Origin of the sequence: Kitasatospora humi (assembly GCF_020907985.1) — a bacterium.
GTDB classification, from domain to species: Bacteria; Actinomycetota; Actinomycetes; order Streptomycetales; family Streptomycetaceae; genus Kitasatospora; species Kitasatospora humi.
On sequence record NZ_JAJJPA010000017.1, the window covers coordinates 35334 to 60210 of the forward strand.

At 72.2% G+C, this 24877-nt stretch carries 26 protein-coding genes; 25 read left to right on the forward strand and 1 reads right to left on the reverse strand.

Features of this window, described 5'->3' with window-relative positions:
* Nucleotides 1-88 precede the first annotated feature (88 nt).
* Genes hisD through hisF form a run of 8 tightly spaced genes read left to right on the forward strand, consistent with a single transcriptional unit; the run spans nt 89 to nt 5897 of the window.
* Nucleotides 89-1396, forward strand: a complete 1308-nt coding sequence (gene hisD / locus LN042_RS17970; RefSeq protein ID WP_230052265.1) for a histidinol dehydrogenase — start codon at nt 89-91, stop codon at nt 1394-1396.
* Nucleotides 1393-2520 carry a histidinol-phosphate transaminase gene (locus LN042_RS17975; RefSeq protein ID WP_230052348.1) on the forward strand — a complete coding sequence of 376 codons (1128 nt, stop codon included), beginning with the start codon at nt 1393-1395 and terminating at the stop codon, nt 2518-2520. Before hisD ends, LN042_RS17975 begins: the two co-directional genes overlap by 4 nt.
* Nucleotides 2517-3113, forward strand: coding sequence for an imidazoleglycerol-phosphate dehydratase HisB (gene hisB / locus LN042_RS17980; protein ID WP_230052266.1), 597 nt, complete (start codon nt 2517-2519; stop codon nt 3111-3113). Before LN042_RS17975 ends, hisB begins: the two co-directional genes overlap by 4 nt.
* 11 nt (nt 3114-3124) lie before the next feature.
* Complete coding sequence (locus tag LN042_RS17985) at nt 3125-3262, forward strand: CG2302 family histidine operon protein (RefSeq protein WP_504871028.1); 138 nt, start codon at nt 3125-3127, stop codon at nt 3260-3262.
* Between the two features lie 43 nt (nt 3263-3305).
* Nucleotides 3306-3941, forward strand: coding sequence for an imidazole glycerol phosphate synthase subunit HisH (gene hisH / locus LN042_RS17990; protein WP_230052268.1), 636 nt, complete (start codon nt 3306-3308; stop codon nt 3939-3941).
* Between the two features lie 35 nt (nt 3942-3976).
* Nucleotides 3977-4702: a bifunctional 1-(5-phosphoribosyl)-5-((5-phosphoribosylamino)methylideneamino)imidazole-4-carboxamide isomerase/phosphoribosylanthranilate isomerase PriA gene (gene priA / locus LN042_RS17995; protein WP_230052269.1), complete on the forward strand. Its 726-nt coding sequence runs from the start codon at nt 3977-3979 to the stop codon at nt 4700-4702.
* On the forward strand, nt 4699-5130 hold the full coding sequence (locus LN042_RS18000; protein ID WP_230052270.1) for a Rid family hydrolase: 432 nt from the start codon (nt 4699-4701) through the stop codon (nt 5128-5130). The genes priA and LN042_RS18000 overlap by 4 nt, the downstream gene beginning before the upstream one ends.
* Nucleotides 5127-5897 carry an imidazole glycerol phosphate synthase subunit HisF gene (gene hisF, locus LN042_RS18005; protein ID WP_230052271.1) on the forward strand — a complete coding sequence of 257 codons (771 nt, stop codon included), beginning with the start codon at nt 5127-5129 and terminating at the stop codon, nt 5895-5897. The genes LN042_RS18000 and hisF overlap by 4 nt, the downstream gene beginning before the upstream one ends.
* On the opposite strand, the gene LN042_RS18010 is transcribed toward hisF, so the two are convergent.
* Nucleotides 5894-6430, reverse strand: a complete 537-nt coding sequence (locus tag LN042_RS18010) for a hypothetical protein (RefSeq protein ID WP_230052272.1) — start codon at nt 6428-6430, stop codon at nt 5894-5896. The two genes, hisF and LN042_RS18010, sit on opposite strands and share 4 nt — an antisense overlap.
* Before the next feature lie 97 nt (nt 6431-6527).
* Here LN042_RS18010 and hisI point away from each other — a divergent pair, with 97 nt between their 5' ends.
* The 17 genes from hisI to LN042_RS18090 all read left to right on the forward strand — a co-directional run bounded on the left by hisI (nt 6528) and on the right by LN042_RS18090 (nt 24594).
* Nucleotides 6528-6917: a phosphoribosyl-AMP cyclohydrolase gene (gene hisI, locus LN042_RS18015; RefSeq protein WP_230052273.1), complete on the forward strand. Its 390-nt coding sequence runs from the start codon at nt 6528-6530 to the stop codon at nt 6915-6917.
* A gap of 86 nt (nt 6918-7003) precedes the next feature.
* The gene (locus LN042_RS18020; protein ID WP_230052349.1) at nt 7004-8524 is read left to right on the forward strand and encodes an anthranilate synthase component I; all 1521 of its coding nucleotides are present in this window, start codon (nt 7004-7006) and stop codon (nt 8522-8524) included.
* Between the two features lie 37 nt (nt 8525-8561).
* Entirely contained in the window at nt 8562-9116 is a 555-nt protein-coding gene (locus tag LN042_RS18025) for a Uma2 family endonuclease (RefSeq protein WP_230052274.1), read from the forward strand.
* A gap of 42 nt (nt 9117-9158) precedes the next feature.
* The gene (locus LN042_RS18030) at nt 9159-9809 is read left to right on the forward strand and encodes a TIGR02234 family membrane protein (protein WP_230052275.1); all 651 of its coding nucleotides are present in this window, start codon (nt 9159-9161) and stop codon (nt 9807-9809) included.
* A 124-nt stretch (nt 9810-9933) separates the two neighbouring features.
* Nucleotides 9934-10215, forward strand: coding sequence for an HGxxPAAW family protein (locus tag LN042_RS18035; protein ID WP_230052276.1), 282 nt, complete (start codon nt 9934-9936; stop codon nt 10213-10215).
* Between the two features lie 161 nt (nt 10216-10376).
* Nucleotides 10377-10814, forward strand: a complete 438-nt coding sequence (locus LN042_RS18040) for a DUF2752 domain-containing protein (protein ID WP_230052277.1) — start codon at nt 10377-10379, stop codon at nt 10812-10814.
* Between the two features lie 261 nt (nt 10815-11075).
* Nucleotides 11076-11882 carry an indole-3-glycerol phosphate synthase TrpC gene (gene trpC, locus LN042_RS18045; protein ID WP_230052278.1) on the forward strand — a complete coding sequence of 269 codons (807 nt, stop codon included), beginning with the start codon at nt 11076-11078 and terminating at the stop codon, nt 11880-11882.
* Between the two features lie 5 nt (nt 11883-11887).
* A complete protein-coding gene (gene trpM / locus LN042_RS38045; RefSeq protein ID WP_372495763.1) occupies nt 11888-12046 on the forward strand; it encodes a tryptophan biosynthesis modulator TrpM in 159 nt (52 codons plus the stop codon).
* Between the two features lie 36 nt (nt 12047-12082).
* The gene (gene trpB / locus LN042_RS18050; protein WP_230052279.1) at nt 12083-13318 is read left to right on the forward strand and encodes a tryptophan synthase subunit beta; all 1236 of its coding nucleotides are present in this window, start codon (nt 12083-12085) and stop codon (nt 13316-13318) included.
* Nucleotides 13315-14124 (forward strand): tryptophan synthase subunit alpha, encoded by an 810-nt coding sequence (gene trpA / locus LN042_RS18055; RefSeq protein ID WP_230052280.1) that lies wholly within the window; start codon nt 13315-13317, stop codon nt 14122-14124. The genes trpB and trpA overlap by 4 nt, the downstream gene beginning before the upstream one ends.
* A gap of 204 nt (nt 14125-14328) precedes the next feature.
* Nucleotides 14329-14517 (forward strand): hypothetical protein, encoded by a 189-nt coding sequence (locus LN042_RS18060; RefSeq protein WP_230052281.1) that lies wholly within the window; start codon nt 14329-14331, stop codon nt 14515-14517.
* 127 nt (nt 14518-14644) lie between these two features.
* Nucleotides 14645-15145, forward strand: a complete 501-nt coding sequence (locus LN042_RS18065; RefSeq protein WP_230052282.1) for a MauE/DoxX family redox-associated membrane protein — start codon at nt 14645-14647, stop codon at nt 15143-15145.
* Nucleotides 15146-15198: 53 nt separating this feature from the next.
* On the forward strand, nt 15199-16056 hold the full coding sequence (locus LN042_RS18070) for a DsbA family protein (protein ID WP_230052283.1): 858 nt from the start codon (nt 15199-15201) through the stop codon (nt 16054-16056).
* A gap of 109 nt (nt 16057-16165) precedes the next feature.
* The gene (gene lgt, locus LN042_RS18075) at nt 16166-17194 is read left to right on the forward strand and encodes a prolipoprotein diacylglyceryl transferase (protein ID WP_230052284.1); all 1029 of its coding nucleotides are present in this window, start codon (nt 16166-16168) and stop codon (nt 17192-17194) included.
* 194 nt (nt 17195-17388) lie between these two features.
* Nucleotides 17389-18132, forward strand: coding sequence for a VIT1/CCC1 transporter family protein (locus tag LN042_RS18080; protein ID WP_230052285.1), 744 nt, complete (start codon nt 17389-17391; stop codon nt 18130-18132).
* A gap of 425 nt (nt 18133-18557) precedes the next feature.
* Nucleotides 18558-23141 carry a glutamate synthase large subunit gene (gene gltB, locus LN042_RS18085; protein WP_230052350.1) on the forward strand — a complete coding sequence of 1528 codons (4584 nt, stop codon included), beginning with the start codon at nt 18558-18560 and terminating at the stop codon, nt 23139-23141.
* Nucleotides 23134-24594, forward strand: coding sequence for a glutamate synthase subunit beta (locus LN042_RS18090; RefSeq protein WP_230052286.1), 1461 nt, complete (start codon nt 23134-23136; stop codon nt 24592-24594). Before gltB ends, LN042_RS18090 begins: the two co-directional genes overlap by 8 nt.
* Nucleotides 24595-24877: the final 283 nt, after the last annotated feature.

Genomic DNA, 24877 nt, shown 5'->3' on the forward strand with positions numbered 1-24877 from the left:
GATCAGGTTCACGACCGGGGTCTCAGTGTTCGTATCACGGACTGATATGCCGGGCCAGCAGTTCCGGCCACTCCTTACACTTGGCCGTGTGATCTCTCGAATCGATCTGCGCGGCTCGACCGCCGACCCGCGCGACCTGCTGCCCCGTGCCGAGTTCGACGTGGAGGACGCCCTGGAGAAGGTGCGCCCGATCTGCGACGACGTGCGCCATCGCGGTGTCGCGGCGCTGATCGAGATCACCGAGCGGTTCGACGGCGTCAAGCTGTCCAGCACCCGGGTGCCGCGGTCCGAGCTGGACGAGGCGCTGGCCGGTCTGGACCCGAAGGTCCGGGCCGCGCTGGAGGAGACCATCCGCCGGGTCCGGATCGTGCACCGCGCGCAGCGCCGCACCGACCACACCACCGAGGTGGTGCCGGGCGGCACGGTCACCGAGCGGTGGGTGCCGGTGGACCGGGTCGGCCTGTACGTGCCGGGCGGACTGGCCGTCTACCCGTCATCCGTTGTGATGAATGTGGTCCCCGCGCAGGAGGCCGGCGTCCAGGGCATCGCGGTCACCTCTCCGCCGCAGAAGGCGTTCGGCGGCAAGGTGCACCCGGTGGTGCTGGCGGCCTGCGCGCTGCTCGGCGTCACCGAGGTGTACGCGGTCGGCGGCGCCCAGGCGGTGGCGATGTTCGCCTACGGCACCGAGGAGTGCCCCCCGGTCAACATGGTGACCGGCCCCGGCAACATCTTCGTGGCCGCCGCCAAGCGCCTGCTCAAGGGCCGGATCGGGATCGACGCCGAGGCCGGCCCGACCGAGATCCTGGTGCTCGCCGACGACACCGCCGCGCCCGCCGAGGTGGCCGCCGACCTGATCAGCCAGGCCGAGCACGACCCGATGGCGGCATCGGTGCTGGTCACCGACTCGCCGGCACTGGCCGACGCGGTCGACGTCGAGCTGAAGAAGCAGGTCGCCGAGACCAAGCACCGCGAGCGGGTCACCACCGCGCTCAGCGGCAAGCAGTCCGCCACCGTGCTGGTGGACGACCTGGAGCAGGGCCTGGCCGTCGCCAACGCCTACGCGGCCGAGCACCTCGAGATCCAGACCCGGGACGCCGCCGCGGTCGCCACCCGGGTGCGCAACGCCGGCGCGGTCTTCGTCGGCCGCTACGCCCCGGTCTCGCTGGGCGACTACGCGGCCGGTTCCAACCACGTGCTGCCCACCGCGGGCTGCGCCTGCCACTCGTCCGGCCTGTCGGTGCAGTCCTTCCTGCGCGGCATCCACGTGGTCGACTACAGCAAGGACGCGCTGGCGGACGTCGCCGCGCACGTGGTCAACCTGGCCGCCGCCGAGGACCTGCCCGGCCACGGCGACGCGATCCGAGCCCGCTTCGACTGGACGGTCCCCGGCAACTGATGAAGATCGACGACCTACCGGTCCGCGACGAGCTGCGCGGACAGTCCCCGTACGGAGCCCCGCAGCTGGACGTCCCGGTCCAGCTGAACACCAACGAGAACCCCTACCAGCTGCCCGACGAGCTGGTCGCCCGGATCGCCGAGCGGGTCGCCGAGGCGGCCCGCGACCTGAACCGCTACCCGGACCGGGACGCGGTGCGGCTGCGCACCGAACTGGCCGCCTACCTGAACCGCACGAGCGGCCTGGGCCGCACCGCCGGCACCGAGCTGGGCGTGCGCCAGGTGTGGGCGGCCAACGGCTCCAACGAGATCATCCAGCAGCTGCTGCAGACCTTCGGCGGACCGGGCCGCAGCGCGCTCGGCTTCGAGCCGAGCTACCAGATGCACGAGCTGATCTCGCGCGGCACCGGCACCCGCTGGATCGCCGGCCCGCGCAAGGCGGACTTCACCATCGACGAGGCCGCCGCCGAGGCCGCGCTCGCCGAGCACCGCCCCGACGTGCTGTTCATCTGCTCGCCGAACAACCCGACCGGTACCGCGGTGGCCGCCGGTACCGTGCTGCGGCTCTACGACGCCGCCCAGGCGGTCAAGCCGACCATGGTGGTGGTGGACGAGGCCTACGTGGAGTTCTCCCACCAGCCCTCGCTGCTGCCGCTGCTCGCGGGCCGCCCGCTGCTGGTGGTCACCCGCACCATGTCCAAGGCCTTCGGCGCGGCCGGCCTGCGCCTGGGCTACCTGGCCGCCGACCAGGCGGTGGTGGACGCCGTGCAGCTGGTCCGGCTGCCGTACCACCTGTCGGCCGTCACCCAGGCGACGGCACTGGCCTGCCTGGAGCACACCGACACCCTGCTGGGGTACGTCCGCCGCCTCAAGGAGGGGCGCGACGAGGTGGTGGCCCGGCTGGCCGCGCTCGGCCTGGAAGTCACCGCCTCGGACGCCAACTTCATCCAGTTCGGCGTCTTCCAGGACCCGCAGGCGGTCTGGCAGGCGCTGCTCGACCAGGGCGTGCTGGTCCGCAACAACGGCGTTCCCGGGCGGCTGCGGGTGACCGCGGGCACCCCCGAGGAGAACGAGGCCTTCCTGGCCGCCGTCGCCACCGTCATCAAGGAGCTGTCACCCGTATGACCCCCCGCATCGGGCGCGTCGAGCGCACCACCAAGGAGACCACGGTCCTGGTCGAGATCAACCTCGACGGCACCGGCCGGACCGACATCTCCACCGGCGTCGGGTTCTACGACCACATGCTCGACCAGCTGGGCCGCCACGGACTCTTCGACCTCACCGTGAAGACCGAGGGCGACCTGCACATCGACACCCACCACACCATCGAGGACACCGCCCTCGCGCTGGGCGCCGCTTTCAAGCAGGCGCTCGGCGACAAGGTCGGCATCTACCGGTTCGGCAACTGCACGGTGCCGCTGGACGAGTCGCTGGCCCAGGTGACCGTCGACCTCTCCGGCCGCCCCTACCTGGTGCACACCGAGCCCGAGGGCATGGCGCCGATGATCGGCACCTACGATGTCACGATGACCCGGCACATACTGGAGTCCTTCACGGCCCAGGCGCAGGTCGCCCTGCACGTGCACGTGCCGTACGGGCGCAACGCGCACCACATCGTGGAGGCCCAGTTCAAGGCGCTCGCCCGGGCGCTGCGCTACGCCGCCGAGTTCGACCCGCGGGCGGCCGGGATCCTGCCTTCGACCAAGGGTGCACTGTGAGCAAGTCCGCCATGATGCTGATCGCCGCCGGCCTCTTCCTGGGCGGCGGTGTCTACTCCTTCTGGAAGCAGAAGGTGGCCAAGGGCGTGATCGCCGTGCTCGCCATCGGAGCGGTCATGTGCCTGTCCGCCGGCCTCATGCGCCTCTAGCCCTCGCCCTTCGTGGCTTTCGGAAACAGACGGGAACAGCTTGATGGGCAAGAACGTCGTCGTCCTCGACTACGGCTCCGGCAACCTGCGGTCGGCGCAGCGGGCGGTGGAGCGCACCGGCGCGGACGTCACCGTCACCTCCGACTTCCAGACCGCGATGGACGCCGACGGGCTCCTGGTCCCCGGCGTCGGCGCCTTCGAGGCCTGCATGCGCGGGCTGAAGGCGGTCCGCGGTGACTGGATCATCGGCCGCCGGCTGGCCGGCGGCCGTCCGGTGCTCGGCATCTGCGTGGGCATGCAGATCCTCTTCGAGCGCGGGGTCGAGCACGGCGTGGAGACGCCCGGCTGCGACGAGTGGCCGGGCACCGTGGAGCCGCTGCGGGCGCCGGTGATCCCGCACATGGGGTGGAACACCGTCGAGGCGCCGCAGGGCAGTCGGCTGTTCGCCGGGATCGACCCGCAGGCCCGGTTCTACTTCGTGCACTCCTACGCGGTGCGGAAGTGGGAGCTGGAGGTCGCCAACGCCAGGATCAACGCGCCGCTGGTCACCTGGGCGACCCACGGGGAGCCGTTCGTGGCGGCCGTGGAGAACGGCCCGCTCTGGGCCACCCAGTTCCACCCCGAGAAGTCCGGCGACGCCGGCGCCGCCTTGCTGACCAACTGGGTCGGCACCCTCTAACTCCCTCCTCCCAACCGCATGGAAGCATCAGACTGATGAGCCGCCTCGAACTGCTCCCTGCCGTCGACGTCCGCAACGGCCAGGCGGTCCGCCTGGTCAAGGGCGCCTCCGGCACCGAGACCTCCTTCGGCGAGCCGCTGGCCGCCGCCCTGGCCTGGCAGCAGGCCGGCGCCGAGTGGCTCCACCTGGTCGACCTGGACGCCGCCTTCGGCACCGGCGACAACCGCGACCTGGTCGAGCAGATCGCCCGCACCCTCGACATCAAGGTCGAGCTGTCCGGCGGCATCCGCGACGACGAGTCGCTGGCCCGGGCGCTGGCCACCGGCTGCACCCGGGTCAACCTGGGCACCGCCGCCCTGGAGTCACCCGACTGGGTGGCCAAGGTGATCGCCGAGCACGGCGACAGGATCGCGGTCGGCCTGGACGTGATCGGCACCCAGCTGCGCGGTCGCGGCTGGACCACCGAGGGCCCCGACCTGTTCGAGGTGCTGGCCCGGCTGGACTCCGAGGGCTGCGCCCGCTACGTGGTCACCGACGTCAACCGGGACGGCACCCTGAGCGGCCCCAACCTGGAGCTGCTGCGCCGGGTCTGCGCCGCCACCGACAGGCCGGTGGTGGCCTCCGGCGGCGTGTCCTCACTGGACGACCTGCGGGCCATCGCCACCCTGGTACCGGAGGGCGTCGAGGGCTCGATCATCGGCAAGGCGCTCTACGAGCAGAAGTTCACCCTCGCCGAGGCCCTGGAGGCTGTGTCATCGTGACGGACGGTCAGATCGTGGGCGGTCGGCTGCTCGGGTCCTCCTCGGTGGAGGAGCAGCTGGGGTCGGCGCGCGCGGTGGCGGCCGGTGACCACGTCCATGTCGCCGGCTGCATGGCCGGCTCGGACGGCGACGGCGACGCCTGGGGCGACCCGTACGAGCAGGCCCGGGCCGCCTTCGGCAGCGCGTTGGCGGCGCTGGCCGCCTACGGTCTGACCGCGGACGACGTGGTCCGCACGCGGATGTACATCACCCATGCCCGGGATGCCGACCCGGTCGGCCGGGCCCACCGGGAACTGTTCGGCGCGGTCCGCCCGGCCGCCACCCTGCTGGTGGTGGCCGGCCTGTCCGACCCCCGGACACTGGTCGAAATCGAGCTCGACGCCTACCGTGCGGGGCTCGCCAACTCCCTGGAAGGCAACACGAGATGACCCTCGCGGTCCGAGTTATCCCCTGCCTGGACGTGGACGCCGGACGGGTCGTCAAGGGCGTCAACTTCCAGAACCTGCGCGATGCCGGCGACCCGGTCGAGCTGGCCAAGCGGTACGACGCCGAGGGCGCCGACGAGCTGACCTTCCTCGACATCACCGCCTCCTCCGGCGACCGAGAGACCACCTACGACGTGGTGCGCCGCACCGCCGAGCAGGTCTTCATCCCGCTCACCGTCGGTGGCGGGGTGCGCACCGTCGAGGACGTCGACAAGCTGCTGCGGGCCGGTGCCGACAAGGTGGGCGTCAACACCGCGGCGATCGCCCGCCCGGAGCTGATCCGGGAGATCGCCGAGCGGTTCGGCCGACAGGTGCTGGTGCTCTCGGTGGACGCCCGCCGCTGCCCGCCCGGCACCCGGACGCCCTCCGGCTACGAGGTGACCACGCACGGCGGCCGCACCGGCACCGGCCTGGACGCCGTCGAATGGGCCCGGCAGGCCGCCGAGTCGGGCGCCGGCGAGATCCTGCTCAACTCGATGGACGCCGACGGCACCAAGGACGGCTACGACCTGGCGATGATCCGCGCGGTCCGCGAGCTGGTCACCGTCCCGGTGATCGCCTCCGGCGGGGCCGGCAGGCTCGCCGACTTCGCCCCGGCGATCGACGCCGGCGCGGACGCCGTGCTGGCCGCCTCGGTCTTCCACTTCGGCGAGCTGACCATCGGGGCGGTCAAGGACGCGCTGCGCGACACCGGCCACCCGGTGCGCTAGCCCTTCAGCGGAGCCGTCAACTTGCTGCCGCCCTCGCGGTCGGAGGCGGCCAGTAGGCAACTGGTGTCCCGGTAGCCCTGGCCGTAGTACTTCAGCGAGGGCCCGGTCGGCAGGCTGAACCAGGTGCCGCCGCCCTGCTTGGCCTCGGCGGCGGCCGCGTAGGGCTGGCAGAGCCGCTGCAGCGTCAGGGCGATCTGACTCTCCTTCTGCAGGCCGTCGGGCAGCAGCGGATTGCCGATCGACTCGGCGTCGTGCGGCCCGTCGCACCGCTGCGGCTCGGCCACCGTGATCACCGGGCTCAGCTTCGGATGGTCCAGGCAGGCGCCGACCGCGAACCACGGGTACGGCAGCTGCTTGGTGGGGCTCGGACTGGGGGAGGGCGACGGCGGGGCGCTCGGCGACGGGGGCGGCGGCGCGGCCGCCCGGTGCCCGGGGCTCGGCCAGAACAGCACCACGGCCAGTACGGCCACGACGAGCAGCAGGACCAGGGCCGGCAGGGCCAACCGGCCGGCAGGGCGCGCGGACTGGGTCATGCGCACCAGAATCCCGCAGCCCGGCCGCCCGTGTGAGGCTTTCCCGCCAGTTGGCCAACGGGCCCCGCCCGCCCCGCGAGCCTGCCAGAATGGCGTCATGTCATCCGCGACGCCGTCCGCCCCCGCCGCCCCCGGCAGCACCCGACTCGACCCCGCCATCGCCGCCCGTCTCAAGCGCACCTCGGACGGCCTGCTGCCGGCCATCGCGCAGCAGTACGACACCGGCGAGGTGCTGATGCTCGGTTGGATGGACGACGAGGCGCTGCACCGCACCCTGACCACCGGCCGCTGCACCTACTGGAGCCGCAGCCGCCGGGAGTACTGGGTCAAGGGCGACACCTCCGGCCACCTGCAGCACGTCAAGTCGGTGGCACTGGACTGCGACGGCGACACCCTGCTGGTCCGGGTCGACCAGGTCGGCGCGGCCTGCCACACCGGCGCCCGCACCTGCTTCGACGAAGACGTGCTGCTCGCTCCGGCGTCCTGACCCGCCGCCGAGTCGCCGGCACTTGACCCGGCCCCGACGCCCGCTGCCCGCTGACCTCGACCGACCCTCGACGATTGGTGCTCCCGATGGACCTCGCCGCCTTCCGCAAGCTCGCCGTCGACACCAGGGTCATCCCGGTCACCCGCCGACTGCTGGCGGACGGCCTGACCCCGATCGGCCTCTACCGCAGCCTGGCCGCCGAGCGTCCCGGTACCTTCCTGCTGGAGTCGGCCGAGCAGGGCCGCAGTTGGTCCCGCTACTCGTTCGTCGGGGTGCGCAGCGCCGCCACCCTGACGGTGGACGAGCAGGGCGGGGCCCGCTGGCTCGGCGCCCCGCCGGTCGGCATCCCGCGCGACGGCGACCCGCTGGAGGCGCTGCGGGCCGCCCTGGCCGTGCTGCACACCCCGCGCCTGGACGACGACGGTCTGCCGCCGCTCACCGGCGGGCTGGTCGGCTACCTCGGCTACGACATCGTCCGCCGCCTGGAGAAGCTGCCCGACCTCAACCCGGACGACCTGCGGCTGCCCGAGCTCACCATGCTGCTCGCCACCGACCTCGCGGTGCTCGACCACGTCGACGGCACGGTGCTGCTGATCGCCAACGCGGTCAACCACAACGACCGGGCCAGCGGCGTGGACGAGGCCCATGCCGACGCGGTGGCCCGGCTGGACGCGATGGAGGCCGAGCTGGCCCGCCCGGTCGACCCGGGGCTGGCCGTCATCGGCCGCCTTCCCGCCGTCGACGCGCACTCGCCGTTCGGCGGGGCGCCGTACCAAGCGGCCGTGGAGACGGTGAAGGAGCGGATCCGGGCCGGCGAGGCCTTCCAGGTGGTGCCCTCGCAGCGGTTCGAGGCGCCGTGCCCGGCCTCCGCGCTGGACGTCTACCGGGTGCTGCGCACCACCAACCCCAGCCCGTACATGTACCTGTTCCGGTTCCCCGGCCCGGACGGGGGCGCCGAGGGCGGCTTCGACGTGGTCGGCTCCAGCCCCGAGGCGCTGGTCAAGGTGACCGACGGGCAGGCGATGCTGCACCCGATCGCCGGCACCCGGCACCGCGGCGACACCCCGCAGGAGGACGCCGAGCTGGCCGCCGAACTGCTGGCCGACCCCAAGGAGCGGGCCGAGCACCTGATGCTGGTCGACCTGGGCCGCAACGACCTGGGCCGGGTCTGCGAACCGGGCAGCGTCGAGGTGGTCGACTTCATGTCGGTGGAGCGCTACAGCCATGTGATGCACATCGTCTCCACCGTCACCGGCGAGGTAGCCGCGGGCCGCACCGCCTTCGACGTGCTCACCGCCTGCTTCCCGGCCGGCACCCTCTCCGGGGCGCCCAAGCCGCGCGCGATGCAGATCATCGAGGAGCTGGAGCCGACCAGGCGGGGCCTCTACGGCGGTTGCGTCGGGTACCTGGACTTCGCCGGGGACGCCGACACCGCGATCGCCATCCGCACCGCCGTGCTGCGCGACGGCACCGCCTACGTGCAGGCCGGCGCCGGTGTGGTGGCCGACTCCGACCCGGTCGGCGAGGACACCGAGTGCCGCAACAAGGCCACGGCGGTGCTGCGGGCGGTCGCTGCGGCGAACACCCTGCGGGCGCCAGTATCGTGAGAGGAGCCCGTTCGTTGTGTCTCACAGGGAGGTGGCGATGACCGCGATGGCAACCGAGAGCGCCTGGGATGTGCATGGGGGCGTTGACTTCCCGCGTGGCTACAAGGTCGAGATCACGGACGGGAAGATCATCATGACCCCCCAGGGTGAGACGCAGATGAAGGTCATCTTCAAGGCTGCTCGCCAGATCGAGGATCAGCTCGTCGATGGGGGTGACATCCTCTCGGATGTCATGATCGACTTTCCGTCCAGCCGTTACGGCTACGCGCCTGATCTGGCGATCGTCGCCCCGGGTGCGGAGCACAACAGCCGTGGCCGCTACGAGTGGCATGATCTTGAGGCGATCCTGGAGGTCGTCTCCCCGTCCAGCAAGGACAACGACTTCGTCCTGAAGGTCGCTCTCTACGCCGAGTGCGCGATCCCGCTCTACGTGGTGATCGACCCGGCGACCGCCATCTGCACTGTGCACGGTTCCCCGCAGCACACCGGGACCTACGCCACCGCCGTACGGGTTCCCTTCGGTGAGGATCTCGTGTTGCCGCTCGAGGACCGGAAGATCGTGATCAAGACGGACGGCTTTCCCCGCGGGTGACCCGGTGCGGAGATCCGAACCGTCTCGGGGGATAGTGGACGGGTGACTGCCGCACCCGCCTCCACTCCCGAACCCGCACCCGCCGCCGCCCCCGGCACCGCCGCCGCCCCCACCCCCGCCCGCTCCGCCGCGGCCCGGCGCAGCCTGGGTGTGATGCTGCTGCTGACCGTGGTGGGCGCCACCCTGGTGCTCTGGGCGGCCGGCCGCGGCTGGGCGTCGGGCACGGTCGCCGGGCTGGACGTGACGGCCAGCGGCGGTGACGTCTCCGGACTGCCGAGCGCCCTCGCGCTGGTCTCGCTGGCCTCGGGGGTGGCGGTGTTCGCGGTGCGCGGCCCGGCCCGCGCGGTGGTCGGCGGGCTGGTCACGCTGGCCGGCCTGGGCATCGCGGTGGCGGCCGGCCTGGGTGCCGGGGACACCGCCGCGCTGGACTCCGGGGCGGCCCGCAAGCTCGGGTTGACCGGGGTGACGGCCGAGCACGTCAGCCACACCGCCTGGCCCTGGGTGGCCCTGCTCGGCGGCCTGCTGCTGGCGCTGGCCGGGATGCTGACGATCAGTCAGGGGAAAGCCTGGCCGAGCATGGGCGCCCGCTATGACGCGCCGACCGCCCGGCGCACCGCCGGCGCCGCCCAGGCTGCCGGCACTCCGGCCGACCTGTGGAAGGCGCTGGATCGCGGCGAGGACCCGACCGCCTGACGTGCCGGGCGAGTTCACGCATCGTGGAGCGTGACCGTCGTCACTCGGACCCGCCTTTGGAGCGCCGAAAGGCGTCCGCAACAATGGTGGGTGACAGACCTTTGCGGAACCAAGGAGTACCCACATGTCGCGGCAAGCCCACGGACACACCCCTGCTGCCTGGACCGGCGTGGTCGTCTCCTTCGCCGGGTTCTGCGTCGCCGGCGTCGGCATGATCATGGCCTCGCCGATCATCGTGATCGCCGGTCTGGTCGTCGTGGTCGCGGGTGGCGTCGTCGGCATGGCGATGAAGGCGGCCGGCATGGGCAAGCAGCCCGACCCCAAGGTCGAGCAGATCAAGGCCGAGTACCGCGCGCTGCGCACCGCGCAGGCCGGCACCGCCGAGGCTGTCACGGCCAACGCCTGACACTTCCGCCACGTACGTCCCGGACCGGGGCGCCAGGGCCCCGGAGGCCCGGCGCCCCGGTCCGCGTGTTCGCGTGACCGGTGGCGCGCGCCGACCGCCCGCACCCCCGCCGCCGCGTGGCAGCGCGCGTGCCCGGGCGGCGCCCGGGCAGAATCAGCCCCGTGACCGCACCGAGCACCACCGCCGGCGGGCCGGTCCTGCGCCGGCTGAGCCGCCCGTTCGCCGCCCTGGCCGCCGCCGCACTCCCGGCCGGCTACGTCGGCGCCGTCGACCCGAACACCCCCGGGCACTATCCGCTCTGCCCGTTCCGGCAGGCCACCGGCTGGTGGTGCCCCGGCTGCGGCGGGCTGCGCTGCGTCCATGCGCTGACCCGCGGCGAGTTCACCGCCGCCCTGCACGACAACCTGCTGGCCGTGGTGCTCTTCGGGATCCTCGGGGTGCTCTGGGTGCGCTGGGCCTTCGCGGCGCTGACCGGTGGCCCGGCGCCACGGGTGGAGATGGGGCCGGCCCGGCTGGTCGCGCTGGGGCTGGTGCTGCTGGCCTTCACCGTGCTGCGCAACGTGCCGGCCGGTGTGCACCTGGCGCCGCCGGCCGTCTGACCCCCGGCGGTCCGGGCTGCCCGAGCGCTGGGCCGCCCCCGGTGAGCTGCGCCGCTACCGGTCCGCAGGACGAGACGGGCGCCGGGTGGATGCCTTGCGCGCCCCCCGGTGCGGCTACCATCGAGTTGCCGATGGAGGTGCGCCGGCCGCTGCCGCCGCATGATCCGATCGGGCCCCTGGAAGATTTCGGGTGCAGAGAAGGTGCACGGTGCGTGAGGCACGTGGTGTTCCGGCCGTGATGGCCAGGGGAGAGGCAGCCTGATGAGCGTGCTTGACGACATCATCGCCGGAGTCCGCGAGGACCTCGCCGAGCGGCAGGCCCGGGTGAGCCTGGACCGGCTCAAGGAGCTGGCCGCCAAGGCCCCGCAGGCCAAGGACGGCGTGGCCGCGCTGCGCGGTGACGGCGTGCGGGTGATCTGCGAGGTCAAGCGCTCCAGCCCGTCCAAGGGCGCGCTCGCCGCGATCGCCGACCCGGCCGCGCTGGCGGTGGACTACGCCGCCGGCGGCGCCGCGGCGATCAGCGTGCTCACCGAGCAGCGCCGGTTCGGCGGTTCGCTCGCCGACCTGGACGCCGTCCGCGCCGCGGTCGACACGCCGCTGCTCCGCAAGGACTTCATCGTCACCGCCTACCAGCTCTGGGAGGCCCGGGCGCACGGCGCCGACCTGGCGCTGCTGATCGTCGCCGCACTGGACCAGCCGGCCCTGGTGTCGCTGATCGAGCGGGCCGAGTCGATCGGGCTGACCCCGCTGGTGGAGGTGCACGACGAGGAGGAGATCGCCCGCGCGGTCGACGCCGGCGCCCGGGTGATCGGGGTGAACGCGCGCAACCTCAAGACCCTGGAGGTGGACCGCGACACCTTCGCCAACGTGGCGCACGCGATCCCCGGCCACATCGTGAAGGTGGCCGAGTCCGGGGTGCGCGGCCCGCACGACCTGATCGCCTACGCCAACGAGGGCGCCGACGCGGTGCTGGTCGGCGAGTCGCTGGTGACCGGCAGGGACCCGCGCACGGCGGTCGCCGACCTGGTCGCGGCCGGCGCCCACCCCGCCCTGCGGAACAAGGGCTGACCGCCATGCCGCTCACCACCCGCCTGGCCCCCGGCTGCCGCCCGCGCGGCTGCCGGGCGCCCGCGCGCCGGGTGCTGGGGCGGCGGGTGCGCTACGTGATCGGGTGCGAGCCGGGCCAGGTGCCCGGTCGCCGATGGCGCCGGACGGACCGTCACTCCAGCTGACCTCCGTTCCGCCATCGTCCAAGGACCACCACTGACATGTCAGAGAACCTGACGGGCCCTCAGGTGCCCGACGCCCGCGGCTACTTCGGCGCCTACGGCGGCCGCTTCATCCCCGAGGCGCTGGTCGCCGCCGTGGAGCAGGTCGCCGAGGAGTACGAGAAGGCCAAGAACGACCCGGCCTTCGCCGCCGAACTCGACCTGCTGCTCAAGGACTACACCGGCCGCCCCAGCGCGCTGACCGACGTGCACCGGTTCTCCGCCGAGGCCGGCGGCGCCCGGGTGCTGCTCAAGCGGGAGGACCTCAACCACACCGGCTCGCACAAGATCAACAATGTGCTGGGCCAGGCGCTGCTGACCCGCCGGATGGGCAAGACCCGGATCATCGCCGAGACCGGCGCCGGGCAGCACGGCGTGGCCACCGCCACCGCCTGCGCGCTCTTCGGCTTCGACTGCACCATCTACATGGGCGAGGTGGACACCGAGCGCCAGGCGCTCAACGTCGCCCGGATGCGGATGCTCGGCGCCGAGGTAGTGGCCGTCAAGTCGGGCAGCCGCACCCTCAAGGACGCGATCAACGAGGCGTTCCGCGACTGGGTGGCCAACGTCGACTCCACCCACTACCTGTTCGGCACGGTGGCCGGCCCGCACCCGTTCCCGGCCATGGTCCGCGACTTCCACCGGGTGATCGGCATCGAGGCCCGCAGGCAGGTGCTGGAGCGCACCGGCCGGCTGCCCGACGCGGTGGTCGCCTGCGTCGGCGGCGGCTCCAACGCCATGGGCATCTTCCACGAGTTCATCCCGGACGCGGGCGTGCGCCTGATCGGCTGCGAGCCGGCCGGGGAAGGCCTGGAGACCGAGCGCCACGGCGCCACCCTCACCAAGGGCTCCCCGGGCGTGCTGCACGGCATGCGCACCTACGTGCTGCAGGACGAGGACGGCCAGACCGTCGAGAGCCACTCCATCTCGGCGGGCCTGGACTACCCGGGCGTCGGCCCCGAGCACGCCTGGCTCAAGGACACCGGCCGCGCCGAGTACCGCACGGTGACCGACGACGCCGCGATGCGGGCGCTGCGCCTGCTGTCCCGCACCGAGGGCATCATCCCGGCCATCGAGAGCGCCCACGCGCTGGCCGGGGCACTGGAGTTGGGCCGTGAGCTGGGCCCGGAGGCCACCATCCTGGTCAACCTGTCCGGGCGCGGCGACAAGGACATGCACACCGCCGCCCAGTACTTCGGCCTCTACGACGAGCCGGCCAAGGGGGAGAACCGATGACGTCCAAGCTCACCACGGTGCTGGCGCAGGCCGGCGCGGAGGACCGGGCGGCCCTGATCGGCTACCTGCCGGCCGGCTTCCCCAGCGTCGACGGCGGCATCCGGGCGATCAGCGCCATGATCGAGGGCGGCTGCGACATCGTCGAGATCGGCCTGCCGCACTCCGACCCGGTGCTGGACGGCGCCACCATCCAGACCGCCGACGACATCGCGCTGCGCGGCGGGGTGCGGATCACCGACGTGCTGCGCACCGTCAAGGAGGTGGCCGACGCCCATCCGGCGACCGCCGTGCTGGTGATGACCTACTGGAATCCGGTGGACCGGTACGGCGTCGCCCGGTTCGCCGCCGACCTGGCCGCGGCCGGGGGCGCGGGCGTGATCCTGCCCGACCTGCCGGTGGAGGAGTCCGGCGAGTGGCGCAAGGCGGCCGGCGAGCACGGTCTGGACACCGTCTTCGTGGTCGCGCCGTCCAGCAAGGACGCGCGACTGGCCGAGGTCACTGCGGCCGGCAGCGGCTTCGTCTACGCCGCCGCGGTGATGGGCGTGACGGGGTCCCGGGCCCAGGTCGGCGACCTGGCCGAGGACCTGGTGGCCCGCACCAGGGCCACCACCGAGCTGCCGGTCTGCGTGGGCCTGGGCGTCTCCAACGGTGCGCAGGCCGCCCAGGTGGCGGGCTTCGCCGACGGGGTGATCGTCGGTTCGGCCTTCGTGCAGCGGATCCTGGACGCCGGGGCGGACGAGGCGGCCGCGCTCGACGCGGTGGGTGCGTTGGCGGGCGAGCTGGCGCAGGGCGTGCGCTCGCGCTGACCCGCCCCCCGGCACCTTCGACGGCCCGTCGCCCCGCTGACTTCAGGGGGCGCGGGCCGTTGCCATGCGCCGACCCGTTCGGGTGAAATTGACCGACCTGACGTGTCATCGGCGCGGACCGGACGTTGTATCCGGTGCGGCCGCGGGGAATGCTTCCGGTCTCCGCCGTTCGCGTCACTCACAAACCACCGGGAGGCGAGGCCCGTGGCCGGGATCCACCGCGCGGTCCTGCTGCGAGCGGTTGCCGCCGCCGTGGTGCTGGCCGTGGCATTCGGAAGCGAGCACGTGGTCGGCCATGCGCTGGCCCGCCGGGGCGCCGAGTTGGCGGCCCATCAGCACCAGGACCGGCCGCACCGCGCGCCCGCACGGCAGGTCGACCTGCTGCGCCATTGACGTCCCATCACCCGTTCGGGTGAATCGGACACTTTGGACCATTCACCACTTATCCCCTACGGTTCGTCAGGTAGTTCCCGACGGGCCCGGTGGCCCGGCAACGGACGTCGTCGAGGGGGTAGGCAGCATGGTCGAGGCGGTGGCGGTGGGCAGTGTGCGTCGGGTGGCGGACGGACCGGCGGCGGAGTGGCTGAGCACCGCCGCGCGGCTGGGCCTCGCCGTGGTCTGGGCCTGGGCGGGTCTGGCCAAGATCTCCGACCCGGCGGTGGCCGCGCAGGCGGTCCGGGCCTACCGGATCCTGCCCGAGGGGCTGGTCAAGCCGGTCGGCTACGGGCTGCCGTTCCTGGAACTGGCACTGGCGGTGCTGCTGGTGGTCGGCCTGGGAGTGCGGGTCGTCGCGGTGATCTCCATCGTGCTGCTGCTCACCTTCATCGCCGGGATCAGCTCGGCCTGGGCACGCGGCATCTCGATCGACTGCGGCTGCTTCGGCGGCGGCGGCGCGGTGGCCAAGTCGCAGACCCAGTACGGCCAGGAGATCGCGCGCGACTGCGGATTCCTGCTGCTGGCGCTCTGGCTGGTCTACCGGCCGCGCTCCAAGGCCTCGGTCGACGCCTGGCTCGCACTCTGACCGACCCGGTGCGCTGGACGACCAGTCACACCGCCAACTTCCCGGAAGTCTGAATGTCATTGAGTGAGAAGAACCGCGAAGGCAAGCGCTCCGCCCGCGAGCGGATGCAGCAGGAGCGCGCCGCCGAGCAGGTCAAGGCCGCGCGGCGCAAGAAGCTGCTGGTCGTGGGCACCGTGCTGGTGGTGATCGCCGCCGGGGTCGGCATCGGCATCGCGGTTCAGAGCAGCCGCTCGGCGCCGTCCACCCCGACCGCGGCGCCGGCCGGGGCGATCGGCGACAAGAAGCTGATCATCCCGGACGGCCCGGCCAACGCCCCGTCCACCCTGACGGTCTACGAGGACCCGCGCTGCCCCGCCTGCGGCGGTTTCGAGCACCAGTTCTCGGCCACCATCGACCAGTTGCAGGACCAGGGCAAGCTCTACGGCAACTACCACATCGTCTCGTTCATCGACCGGCACGACAGCGGGCACGGCTCCAAGAACGGCGCCAACGCGCTGGCCTGCGCCCAGGACGCCGGGTACTTCCGCGCGTACCACGACGTGCTGTACAAGAACCAGCCCGACGAGACCGTGGACACCTGGAAGGACAAGTCCCAGCTGATCGCCCTGGCCAAGCAGGTCCCCGGGCTGGACACGCCGGCCTTCGAGAGTTGCGTCAACGGCCAGCACTTCAAGAGCTGGGTCTCCGCGGTGGAGCAGGACTTCGACAAGACCGGCTACACCTCCACCCCGACGGTGCTGCTGAACGGCAAGCCGATCTACCCGAAGAACGGCAACGAGGAGATCTCCCCGGACAACCTGGTCAAGTGGGTGGACCAGGCGAACCAGGGCAAGCCGCTGGGTACCACCGGCAGCGCCTCGGCCAGCCCGGCGCCGACCAGCACCGCGGCGGCGGCCCTGCCGCCGCACTGAGCCCGGGCACGTCAACGTCACGGCCCGGTTCCGTGTGCGAACCGGTTTCGACCCGGTACGGCGGGCGGTGCGGGCTTCAAGGTCACGGCACGGTAGCGTCGGTGGTGCCATGGAACTCGCTTACATTCCGAGCCCGTCGCGGGGCGTCCTCCACCTGGGACCGATCCCGCTGCGCGCGTACGCCTTCTGCATCATCATCGGTGTTGTTGTCGCCGTCTGGCTCGGCAGCAAGCGCTGGGTCGCCCGCGGTGGAGCCAAGCACACGGTGGGCGACATCGCCGTCTGGGCGGTGCCGTTCGGCCTGGTCGGTGGCCGGCTCTACCACGTGATCACCGATCACCAGCTGTACTTCGACCCGGGCCGCGACCCCTGGAACGCCTTCAAGATCTGGGAGGGCGGCCTGGGCATCTGGGGCGCGATCGCGCTGGGCGCGGTCGGCGCCTGGATCGGCGCCCGCCGCCGGGGCGTGCCGCTGCCGGCCTACGCCGACGCGATCGCCCCGGGCATCGCGCTGGCACAGGCCTGCGGGCGCTGGGGCAACTGGTTCAACCAGGAGCTCTACGGCCGGCCGACCTCGCTGCCCTGGGGCCTGGAGATCCACAAGGTGGAGGCGGACGGCACCGTGGTCGACGGGGTCTTCCAGCCGACCTTCCTCTACGAGTCGCTCTGGTGCGTCGGGGTGGCGCTGCTGGTGCTCTGGGCCGACCGCCGGTTCAGACTGGGCCACGGCCGGGCGTTCGCGCTGTACGCGATGGCCTACACGGTGGGCCGGGCCTGGATCGAGTACCTGCGGGTCGACGAGGCGCACCACATCCTGGGCCTGCGGCTCAACGACTGGACCTCGCTGGTGGTGTTCGTCGGCGCGCTGGCCTACTTGGTGATCGTCGGGCGGCTGCGGCCGGGCCGCGAGGCGCCGGACTCGATCGACCCGGTCGGCGTGCGGGAGGAGGCCGAGGCGGCCACCGCCGCAGCGGGGTCCCACGCCGCTCCGGGGTCCGACGCACCGGCCGTGCCGGAGGCCACCGCGAAGGCAGCCGACACGCCGGATACGGAGAAGTCGGCTGCTGAGGAGCCGGTCACCGCGCCGCCGGCTGGGGCGGCGCCGGTCACCGAGGAGCCGGCCGCCGAGGACGTCTGAGAGCCCGGACACGGGCGGCGGCGCCATCCGTCACATCGTCATCGCAGGACCCCGGAGTTGCCACTCCGGGGTCCTCTTTGGTGGTAGCCGCCGGCAACGGCGCAGGTCAGCGAGGTAAGCCAGGGCTGGCTTGCTGGAAACCGTCACATCCTCCGATTAACGTCAAGGGGTCACGCAGTTCCAGGAGGTCCGCCATGAGTGCTGTCATCACCCGCTCGGCCATCGACGAATCCCCGGCCCCCCGGGTGCCCAGCGCCGGGCACCACCGCGACGTCAACGGCGGCTGGCTGCGGCCGGCGGTGTTCGGCGCGATGGACGGGCTGGTCTCCAACTTCGCCCTGATGACCGGTGTGGTGGGCGGCGCGGCCGGCCACAGCACGGTGATCCTCACGGGGCTGGCGGGCCTGGCGGCCGGCGCCTGCTCGATGGCCGCGGGGGAGTACACCTCGGTGGCCTCCCAGCGGGAGCTGGTCGAGGCCGAGATCGCCGCCGAGCGGATCGAGCTGAGCCGCAACCCGCGCGGCGAGCTGGCCGAGCTGGCCCAGCTCTACGTCGAGCGCGGCGTGGAGCCCGAGCTCGCCGCCGAGGTGGCCCGGCAGCTGACCCGGGATCCGGAGCAGGCGCTGGAGGTGCACGTCCGGGAGGAGCTCGGGGTGGACCCGCACGACCTGCCCAGCCCGCTGGTGGCGGCGGTCTCCTCGTTCGGCTGCTTCGCGGTCGGCGCGCTGCTGCCGCTGCTGCCCTACCTGCTGGGTGCCTCCTCGCTGCTGCCGGCGCTGCTGCTGGCACTGGTCGGCCTGTTCCTGTGCGGCGCGGTGGTGGCCCGGGTGACGGCGCGCAGCTGGTGGTTCAGCGGGCTGCGCCAGCTGCTGCTCGGCAGCGCCGCGGCCGGGGTGACCTACCTGCTGGGCTGGCTGATCGGCGGCCACATCGGTTGACTCCGGGCTTGACCCCTGATGTGTGGAGCATCACGCATGGCTCCGCATAGCAATGCAATTTTACGGCCCGAGGCGCCCTGGACCATCAGACCAGCGCCTCGGGCCGCGTCATTTCGGTGAAATCGCAGGGCGGACTCCACGCAGTCGAAGTCAGGGTGATTTCCAGGCTGTTTCGGCCCTTGACGGGCAGGGCACACTGTGAGGAGTTCGGCCCCGGGCCTACCCGCCGGTAATAGCCGTTGACCTGCGGTCCAGTCCGCCATTTGGACTAGGGATTCCACTTCCCGGGATGTTCGACATCATGTAACCTGCACCAAATCGCAGAGGGCCAACGTCGTCCCTGTTGCAAAGCTCCCCCAGCCGAGGCTGGGCGGCACCACCACTTGCCAATGACGACGACGGGAGAGCCGATGCTTTCTGCATCCATGCGCTCCGCCAACGAGCCCCAGGGCGGCGGCCGTTCGCCGTACCGGCTCGTTCCGGACGCACGACCTGCAGCTCAGGGCCTGTACGACCCCCGCCACGAGCACGACGCCTGCGGCGTCGGCTTCGTGGCGACCCTGACGGGCACCGCCGACCACGCGATCGTCGAGCAGGCGCTCACCGTGCTGCGCAACCTGGAGCACCGCGGCGCCACCGGTGCCGAGCCGGACTCCGGTGACGGCGCGGGCATCCTGACGCAGATCCCGGACGCCTTCCTGCGCGCCAACACCGGCTTCGAGCTGCCCCCGGTCGGGGAGTACGCGGTCGGCATCGCCTTCCTGCCGGTCGACGACCAAGCAGCGGCCACCGCCGTCTCGGCCATCGAGACGATCGCGGCCGAGGAGGGCCTGTCCGTCCTCGGCTGGCGCGAGGTGCCCACCGCCCCCGAGCTGCTGGGCGCCACCGCCCGCTCGGTGATGCCGCGGTTCGGCCAGCTCTTCGTCAGCCGGCCCGGGGCGGCCGGCCTGGAGCTGGACCGGATCGCCTTCGTGCTCCGCAAGCGCGCCGAGCGCGAGGCCGGTGTCTACTTCCCGTCGCTGTCCGCCCGGACCATCGTCTACAAGGGCATGCTGACCACCGGTCAACTGGAGCCGTTCTTCCCGGACTTGTCGGACCGGCTGTTCGCCTCCGCGATCGGCCTGGTGCACTCCCGGTTCTCCACCAACACCTTCCCGAGCTGGCCGCTCGCCCACCCCTACCGGTTCGTCGCGCACAACGGCGAGATCAACACCGTCAAGGGCAACCGGAACTGGATGACCGCGCGCGAGTCGCAGCTGGCCACCGACCTGATCCCCGGCGACCTGAGCCGGATCTTCCCGGTCTGCACCCCGGACCACTCCGACTCCGCCTCCTTCGACGAGGTGCTGGAGCTGCTCCACCTCGGCGGCCGCTCGCTGCCGCACTCGGTGCTGATGATGATCCCGGAGGCCTGGGAGAACCACGCCACCATGAGCCCGGCGCGGCGCGCCTTCTACCAGTACCACTCCAACCTGATGGAGCCCTGGGACGGCCCGGCCTGCGTCACCTTCAGCGACGGCACCCAGATCGGCGCCGTGCTGGACCGCAACGGCCTGCGCCCGGCCCGGTACTGGGTCACCGAGGACGGCCTGGTGGTGCTCTCCTCCGAGGTCGGCGTGCTCGACCTGCCGCAGGAGAGCGTGATCCGCAAGGGCCGGCTGCAGCCGGGCCGGATGTTCCTGGTCGACACCGCCGAGCACCGGATCGTCGAGGACGAGGAGGTCAAGGGCGCGCTGGCCGCCGAGCACCCCTACGAGGAGTGGGTGGCCGCCGGCCGGATCCAGCTGGCCGAGCTGCCCGAGCGCGAGCACATCGCGCACACCCACGCCTCGGTGACCCGCCGTCAGCAGACCTTCGGCTACACCGAGGAGGAGCTGCGCGTCATCCTGGCGCCGATGGCCCGCACCGGCGCCGAGGCGCTCGGCTCGATGGGCACCGACTCGCCGATCGCCGCCCTCTCCGAGAAGCCCCGGCTGCTCTTCGACTACTTCGTCCAGCTGTTCGCCCAGGTCACCAACCCGCCGCTGGACGCCATCCGCGAGGAACTGGTCACCTCGCTGCACAGCAGCCTCGGCCCCGAGGTCAACCTGCTCACCGCCGGGCCCGCGCACTGCCGTTCGGTCGGCATCACCTTCCCGGTGATCGACAACGACGAGCTGGCCAAGCTGATCCACATCAACGCCGACGGCGACCAGCCCGGCCTCAAGGCCGTCACCCTCTCCGGCCTCTACCGGGTGGCCGGCGGCGGCGAGGCGCTGGCCGAGCGGCTGCGCGAGATCGCCGCCGAGGCCGACGCGGCGATCGCCGACGGCGCCCGCATCCTGCTGCTCTCCGACCGCCACTCGGACGCCGAGCACGCGCCGATCCCGTCGCTGCTGCTCACCTCCGCCGTGCACCACCACCTGATCCGCACCAAGCAGCGCACCCAGGTCTCGCTGCTGGTCGAGGCCGGCGACGTCCGCGAGGTGCACCACGTGGCGCTGCTGATCGGCTACGGCGCCAGCGCGATCAACCCCTACCTGGCGATGGAGTCGGTCGAGGACCTGGTGGCCCAGGGCACCTTCCTCACCGGCATCGACCCGGAGAAGGCGATCCGCAACCTGATCAAGGCGCTCGGCAAGGGCGTGCTCAAGGTGATGTCCAAGATGGGCATCTCCACCGTCGCCTCCTACCGCGGCGCCCAGGTCTTCGAGGTCATCGGCCTCTCACAGGAGACCGTCGACGCCTACTTCGCCGGCACCACCAGCAAGTTGGGCGGCATCGGGCTGGACGAGATCGCCCGCGAGGTCGCCGCCCGGCACGCCAAGGCCTACCCGGCCTCCGGCATCCCGGCCGCGCACCGCGCGCTGGAGATCGGCGGCGAGTACCAGTGGCGCCGCGAGGGCGAACCGCACCTGTTCGACCCCGACACCGTCTTCCGCCTCCAGCACGCCACCCGCAGCCGCCGCTACGACATCTTCAAGCAGTACACGCAGCGGGTGAACGAGCAGTCCCAGCGGCTGATGACGCTGCGCGGCCTGTTCCAGCTGGACGCGGGCGGCCGCACCCCGGTGCCGATCGACGAGGTCGAGCCGGTCAGCGAGATCGTCAAGCGGTTCTCCACCGGCGCCATGTCCTACGGCTCCATCTCGATGGAGGCGCACGAGACGCTGGCGATCGCCATGAACCGCCTCGGCGGCAAGTCCAACACCGGTGAGGGCGGCGAGGACCCGGAGCGCCTCCACGACCCGGCCCGCCGCTCGGCGATCAAGCAGGTCGCCTCCGGCCGGTTCGGCGTCACCTCCGAGTACCTGGTCAACGCCGACGACATCCAGATCAAGATGGCCCAGGGCGCCAAGCCCGGTGAGGGCGGCCAGCTGCCCGGCCACAAGGTCTACCCGTGGGTCGCCCGCACCCGGCACTCCACCCCCGGCGTCGGCCTGATCTCGCCGCCGCCGCACCACGACATCTACTCGATCGAGGATCTGGCCCAGCTGATCCACGACCTGAAGAACGCCAACCCCGCGGCCCGGATCCACGTCAAGCTGGTCTCCGAGGTCGGCGTCGGCACCGTCGCCGCCGGCGTCTCCAAGGCGCACGCCGACGTGGTGCTGGTCTCCGGCCACGACGGCGGCACCGGCGCCTCCCCGCTGACCTCGCTGAAGCACGCGGGCGGCCCCTGGGAGCTCGGCCTCGCCGAGACCCAGCAGACCCTGCTGCTCAACGGGCTGCGCGACCGCATCGTGGTGCAGACCGACGGCCAGCTGAAGACCGGCCGCGACGTGGTGATCGCCGCACTGCTCGGCGCCGAGGAGTTCGGCTTCGCCACCGCGCCGCTGGTGGTCTCCGGCTGCGTCATGATGCGGGTCTGCCACCTGGACACCTGCCCGGTCGGCGTCGCCACCCAGAACCCGGTGCTGCGCGAACGGTTCTCCGGCAAGCCCGAATTCGTGGTCAACTTCTTCGAGTTCATCGCCGAGGAGGTCCGCGAGCTCCTCGCCGAGCTGGGCTTCCGCTCGATCGAGGAGGCCGTCGGCCACGCCGAGCACATCGACGCCACCGCCGCGATCGACCACTGGAAGGCGGCCGGGCTCGACCTCGCCCCGCTCTTCCACGTGCCCGAACTCCCGGTCGGTGCGGCCCGGCACCGCACCGTCGAGCAGGACCACGGGCTGGACAAGGCGCTCGACAACCAGCTGATCGAGCTGGCCGCCGAGGCCCTGGAGCACGGCGAGGCGGTCCGCATCCAGCTGCCGATCCGCAACGTCAACCGCACCGTCGGCACCATGCTCGGTCACGAAGTGACCAAGCGCTACAAGGGCGCCGGACTGCCCGAGGGCACCATCGACGTGACCTTCACCGGCTCGGCCGGCCAGTCCTTCGGGGCCTTCCTGCCCAAGGGCATCACCCTGCGGCTGGAGGGCGACGCCAACGACTACGTCGGCAAGGGCCTGTCCGGCGGCGTGCTGGTGGTCCGCCCGGCCCGCGACGCCGCCGCGATCGGCGCCGACGCCCAGCAGCACGTGATCGCCGGCAACACCATCGGCTACGGCGCCACCTCGGGCCGGATCCACCTGCGCGGCAAGGCCGGTGAGCGGTTCGCGGTGCGCAACTCCGGCGCCGTCCTGGTGGTCGAGGGAGTCGGCGACCACGGCCTGGAGTACATGACCGGCGGCCGGGTGGTGATCCTCGGCGAGACCGGCCGCAACCTGGCCGCGGGCATGTCCGGCGGCATCGGCTACGTCCTCGACCTGCGCCCGGCCAGCGTCAACGGCGGCATGGTGGGCATCGAGGCCCCCGACGCCAAGGACCGCGAGTGGCTGCGCGAGACCGTCCAGCAGCACTACGAGGAGACCGGCTCCACGGTCGCCGCCGAGCTGCTCGCCGACTGGGGCACCGGGGTCTCCCGGTTCTCCAAGATCATGCCCACCGACTACAAGGCAGTGCTCGCCGCCAAGGACGCCGCTGAGCGCGATGGCCTCTGTGAGGCCGAGACCACTCGCAAGATGATGGAGGCGGCACATGGCTGACCCCAAGGGCTTCCTGACCACCCCCAAGCAGCTGGCCGAGCGCCGGCCGGTGGACGTGCGGCTGCGCGACTGGAACGAGGTCTACGTCGAGCGCAGCCTGCTGCCGATCATCAGCAAGCAGGCCGGGCGCTGCATGGACTGCGGCATCCCGTTCTGCCACAACGGCTGCCCGCTCGGGAACCTCATCCCCGAGTGGAACGACCTGGCCTACCGGGACGACTGGGCCGGCGCCATCGAGCGGCTGCACGCCACCAACAACTTCCCGGAGTTCACCGGCCGGCTCTGCCCGGCCCCCTGCGAGTCGGCCTGCGTGCTCGGCATCAACCAGGACCCGGTGACCATCAAGAACGTCGAGGTCACCATCATCGACAAGGCCTGGGACAACGGCGGCGTCCGCCCCCAGGTGCCGGAGCGGTTGTCCGGCAAGACCGTCGCCGTGGTCGGCTCCGGCCCGGCCGGTCTGGCCGCCGCCCAGCAGCTCACCCGGGCCGGCCACACCGTGGTGGTGTACGAGCGGGCCGACCGGATCGGCGGCCTGCTGCGCTACGGCATCCCCGAGTTCAAGATGGAGAAGCGCCACATCAACCGCCGCATCGAGCAGATGCGCGCGGAGGGCACCCGGTTCCGCACCGGCGTGCACGTGGGCGAGGACATCACCGGGCAGCAGCTGCGCGAGCGCTTCGACGCGGTGGTGGTCGCCGCCGGTGCCACCACGGCCCGCGACCTGCCGGTGCCCGGGCGCGAACTGGGCGGCATCCACCAGGCGATGGAGTACCTGCCGCTGGCCAACAAGGTGCAGGAGGGCGACTACGTCGACTCCCCGATCAGCGCCAAGGGCAAGCACGTCATCGTGATCGGCGGCGGCGACACCGGCGCCGACTGCCTGGGCACCGCGCTGCGCCAGGGCGCCGCCTCGGTCACCCAGCTGGAGATCATGCCCCGCCCCGGCGACGACCGCCCGGCCCACCAGCCGTGGCCGACCATGCCGATGGTCTACAAGGTCACCTCCGCGCACGAGGAGGGCGGCGACCGGGTGTACTCGGTCAGCACCACCCACTTCACCGGCGACGAGGACGGCAACGTCCAGGAGCTCCACCTGGTCGACGTCGAGTCCAAGGACGGGCGCTTCGAGCCGGTGCCCGGCACCGAGCGCTCGATCCCGGCCCAGCTGGTCACCCTGGCCATGGGCTTCACCGGCACCGACGTCAGGAACGGCCTGGTGGAGCAGCTGGGCGTCGAGCTCGACGCCCGGGGTAACATTGCCCGCGACGGCAAGTTCGCCACCAACGTCGATGGCGTCTACGTCTGCGGCGATGCCGGCCGCGGCCAGTCGCTGATCGTCTGGGCGATCGCCGAGGGCCGCTCCGCTGCCGCCGCGGTCGACGCCTACCTGGGTGGCAAGACCCCGCTGCCCGCACCGATCCACCCCACGGACCGTCCCCTGGCGGTCTGAACCCTCCCGCACACGCCCGCCGCCGTTGGCGGGCCGCGCCCTGCTGACCCGCCAGCGCTGCCGGTCCACCAGCGGAGCTCGAAACGACGGCGCCTGCGCCCGACCCCGACCAAGAACCGGGCGCAGGCGCCGTCGGCATGCCGGGGCCCGGCGCCGCGCCGAACGGCGAGCGCCAACAGGGCAGTCGCCCTGCCACGGTCTGCGGTCCCCGTGGCCTTCGTTCGGCGGCACAATCCATGGGGATCAGCGGGGCTGCGGGCGTTTCCGCGGTGCCCCGACCAGT

What these genes read in the sequence shown, in the direction of transcription:
- hisB (WP_230052266.1), top strand. Translation starts at nt 2,517, where the DNA reads ATGACCCCCCGCATCGGGCGCGTCGAGCGCACCACCAAGGAGACCACG.
- LN042_RS17985 (WP_504871028.1), top strand. Translation starts at nt 3,125, where the DNA reads ATGATGCTGATCGCCGCCGGCCTCTTCCTGGGCGGCGGTGTCTACTCC.
- hisH (WP_230052268.1), top strand. Translation starts at nt 3,306, where the DNA reads ATGGGCAAGAACGTCGTCGTCCTCGACTACGGCTCCGGCAACCTGCGG.
- priA (WP_230052269.1), top strand. Translation starts at nt 3,977, where the DNA reads ATGAGCCGCCTCGAACTGCTCCCTGCCGTCGACGTCCGCAACGGCCAG.
- hisF (WP_230052271.1), top strand. Translation starts at nt 5,127, where the DNA reads ATGACCCTCGCGGTCCGAGTTATCCCCTGCCTGGACGTGGACGCCGGA.
- LN042_RS18010 (WP_230052272.1), bottom strand. Translation starts at nt 6,430, where the DNA reads ATGACCCAGTCCGCGCGCCCTGCCGGCCGGTTGGCCCTGCCGGCCCTG.
- hisI (WP_230052273.1), top strand. Translation starts at nt 6,528, where the DNA reads ATGTCATCCGCGACGCCGTCCGCCCCCGCCGCCCCCGGCAGCACCCGA.
- LN042_RS18020 (WP_230052349.1), top strand. Translation starts at nt 7,004, where the DNA reads ATGGACCTCGCCGCCTTCCGCAAGCTCGCCGTCGACACCAGGGTCATC.
- LN042_RS18025 (WP_230052274.1), top strand. Translation starts at nt 8,562, where the DNA reads ATGACCGCGATGGCAACCGAGAGCGCCTGGGATGTGCATGGGGGCGTT.
- LN042_RS18035 (WP_230052276.1), top strand. Translation starts at nt 9,934, where the DNA reads ATGTCGCGGCAAGCCCACGGACACACCCCTGCTGCCTGGACCGGCGTG.
- trpC (WP_230052278.1), top strand. Translation starts at nt 11,076, where the DNA reads ATGAGCGTGCTTGACGACATCATCGCCGGAGTCCGCGAGGACCTCGCC.
- trpM (WP_372495763.1), top strand. Translation starts at nt 11,888, where the DNA reads ATGCCGCTCACCACCCGCCTGGCCCCCGGCTGCCGCCCGCGCGGCTGC.
- trpB (WP_230052279.1), top strand. Translation starts at nt 12,083, where the DNA reads ATGTCAGAGAACCTGACGGGCCCTCAGGTGCCCGACGCCCGCGGCTAC.
- trpA (WP_230052280.1), top strand. Translation starts at nt 13,315, where the DNA reads ATGACGTCCAAGCTCACCACGGTGCTGGCGCAGGCCGGCGCGGAGGAC.
- LN042_RS18065 (WP_230052282.1), top strand. Translation starts at nt 14,645, where the DNA reads ATGGTCGAGGCGGTGGCGGTGGGCAGTGTGCGTCGGGTGGCGGACGGA.
- LN042_RS18070 (WP_230052283.1), top strand. Translation starts at nt 15,199, where the DNA reads ATGTCATTGAGTGAGAAGAACCGCGAAGGCAAGCGCTCCGCCCGCGAG.
- lgt (WP_230052284.1), top strand. Translation starts at nt 16,166, where the DNA reads ATGGAACTCGCTTACATTCCGAGCCCGTCGCGGGGCGTCCTCCACCTG.
- LN042_RS18080 (WP_230052285.1), top strand. Translation starts at nt 17,389, where the DNA reads ATGAGTGCTGTCATCACCCGCTCGGCCATCGACGAATCCCCGGCCCCC.
- gltB (WP_230052350.1), top strand. Translation starts at nt 18,558, where the DNA reads ATGCGCTCCGCCAACGAGCCCCAGGGCGGCGGCCGTTCGCCGTACCGG.
- LN042_RS18090 (WP_230052286.1), top strand. Translation starts at nt 23,134, where the DNA reads ATGGCTGACCCCAAGGGCTTCCTGACCACCCCCAAGCAGCTGGCCGAG.